Raw genomic sequence first — 2219 nt, forward strand, 5'->3', positions numbered from 1 at the left:
CCGCTGACGCGGCGGGGTGATTTCGGCTCGGGGCAGCGTTGCTTCGTCGGTCACGATGCTTCGGCATCGCTCCCTCCTTGCGCCTCGCCCCGAACCAAAATCACCTCCGTGCCGGTGATCCAACCTGGTCGGAAACCGCTCTAGCGCAATGGCTACTCACGACGAACGGGTCAGGTTCATCTCATCAAGCGCTAATCATATTCCCGGGCGGGCGCAGGCTGGGATCCAGGGCCACGTGCGCAAGCCTTTGTTCTGCTCGGCTTGAAACCCCGCCTGCGTGAGACCGCTGCGGAAGTCGCTCGATCACTTGGAAACTGCTGTACCCCGGCGAAGGCCGGGGTCCAGTTGGGAAGGCTTTTTCGCACCCTTTCGACGTCCCCCAACTGGGCCCGGCCTTCGCCGGGGTACAGAAGGGTCTTTCGCAGAGGCTCGCCTGCGCGCGGGTACGGCGAAGTCGCGACTGCGCGTGGCCCCTTCCAGCGGTGTCGCGCAGGCGATGTTCGCGATTACCCCAGCGTCTTCAGCAATTCCTCCCACCAGATGACCCCCGGATCGATCGTCGCCACCGGCACCCGTTCGTTCAGCCCGTGCGCGAAAATCTCGCCGGGCTTCATGAACACGCCGCCGACGCCGAAGCTCGGTATCCCCTTCGCGCGGAAATGCATCGAATCGGTCGCGCCCGCTTCCTGCATCGGCAGGACCGGCGTGCCCGGCGCGCGTTTGGCGACGACGGCCTTCACCGCGCCGACCACCTTCGGGTCGAGCGGTGAGGCGCCGGCCTCGATCGTGCCATTGTCCCGGAACGTCACCTGCACCGTCGGATCGGCGACCAGTTCGACCAGCTTCTTCTCGATTTCCGCGCGGGGCGTGCCGGGGAAGATGCGGCAGTTGATGTTCGCCATCGCGCGCTGCGGCAGGGCGTTGGGCGCATGGCCGCCGTTGAACATCGTCGGCACGCAGGTCGTGCGCACCTGCCCGACATAGCGTTTGTCGGCGGACAGGATGTCGGCGGCGGCGGTGTCGGCGGGGTTGGCGGCGAACGCCTTCATTGCCGCGCCCAGTTCGCCCGGCGTCGCGGCGGCGGTGCCGGCGAGCGACGCCTTGGTGATCTCGTTCTGCTGCGGCGGGAAGCGGTAATTGGCGATCCGCACCACCGCATTCGCCAGCACCGCGATCGCGTTGCGCGGCCCCGGTCGGCTCGAATGGCCGCCGGGATCGGTGACGGTCAGGTGCCAGTCGCCATAGACCTTCTCCGCCGCCTGCAGGCCATAGGCGATCGGCTTGCCATCCTCGCCCAGCGCCCCGCCACCGGCGTCGGCGTTCAGCACCAGGCCCGCATTGGCGAACGCATTGGCCGCTGCCTGCGTCGTCTTCATCTCGGTCTCTTCGTCGCCGGTCAACAACAGCACGAGGTCGCGTTTCGGCACCCATTTCTCGCGCTTCAGCTTCATCAGCGTCGCGACGACCAGCGACACATTCGCCTTGTTGTCCAGACTGCCACGCCCGAACACATAGCCGTCCTCGACCACCGGGGTGAACGGATTGCGGGTCCAGTCCTTCGCGTCGGCGGCGACGACGTCCATATGCCCCAGCACCACCGTCGGCTTGGCCTTGCGGTCGCGCCCGGCGATGCGCGCGGTCAGATAGCCGGTCTCACCGATCGGCACGAACGTCACGTCGCTATCGGCAAAGCCCGCCGATACCAGCTGCTGCTTCAGATAGGCGGCATAGGCCGGCACCTGCCCCTCGCCCTCCACCGTCTTGAACGCGATGCCGCGCGTCAGCAGGCTCAGCGCTTCCTTGCCGGTCGCGGAGGTCGGCGCGTCCTGCGCGATCGCGGCGGCTGGGAACAGGGCGGACGCGGCAAGGACGGCGAACAGAGGACGCATGGACTTCTCCGACTGGGACGAAGCAATTGTGCGCGGCGGCGGTGCGCCGCGCAAGCCGGAGCGCTATCGGAATATGATTCGCGGTGAACCCGTTCGTCCCGCATGGCTGTTGCGCTGGTCGGAACAGCGTATCGAAAAACCGCCTCAAACAGGCGGAGTGCTGTCAGTCGTGGAAGGCGTGGGGCGTTGTCGTCAGGAGCGTCACTAGGGTCAGGACTCGTTGATCACAGCCAAAAGATGACGGTGGCGGCGAGAGCGATGGCCGAGAAGAAGGCGATTGGGCAGCGGTCGTAGCGGGTGGCGACACGCCGCCAGTCTTTCAGACGGCCG

At 66.7% G+C, this 2219-nt stretch carries 2 protein-coding genes and 1 pseudogene; 1 reads left to right on the forward strand and 2 read right to left on the reverse strand.

Annotation, left to right across the window (positions count from 1 at the left end):
* Nucleotides 1–506: 506 nt before the first annotated feature.
* Nucleotides 507–1889: a M20/M25/M40 family metallo-hydrolase gene (locus MF607_RS22380; RefSeq protein ID WP_242122372.1), complete on the reverse strand. Its 1383-nt coding sequence runs from the start codon at nucleotides 1887–1889 to the stop codon at nucleotides 507–509.
* Between MF607_RS22380 and MF607_RS22385 the strand changes: the two genes are divergently transcribed.
* Nucleotides 1888–2097 carry a hypothetical protein gene (locus MF607_RS22385; RefSeq protein WP_242122373.1) on the forward strand — a complete coding sequence of 70 codons (210 nt, stop codon included), beginning with the start codon at nucleotides 1888–1890 and terminating at the stop codon, nucleotides 2095–2097. The genes MF607_RS22380 and MF607_RS22385 overlap by 2 nt on opposite strands.
* A 16-nt stretch (nucleotides 2098–2113) precedes the next feature.
* On the opposite strand, the pseudogene MF607_RS22390 reads toward MF607_RS22385, so the two are convergent.
* A pseudogene (locus MF607_RS22390) lies at nucleotides 2114–2219 on the reverse strand (IS5/IS1182 family transposase); the annotation flags it as partial.

It is taken from the genome of Sphingomonas lacusdianchii (assembly GCF_022664395.1).
Classification (GTDB): Bacteria; Pseudomonadota; Alphaproteobacteria; order Sphingomonadales; family Sphingomonadaceae; genus Sphingomonas; species Sphingomonas lacusdianchii.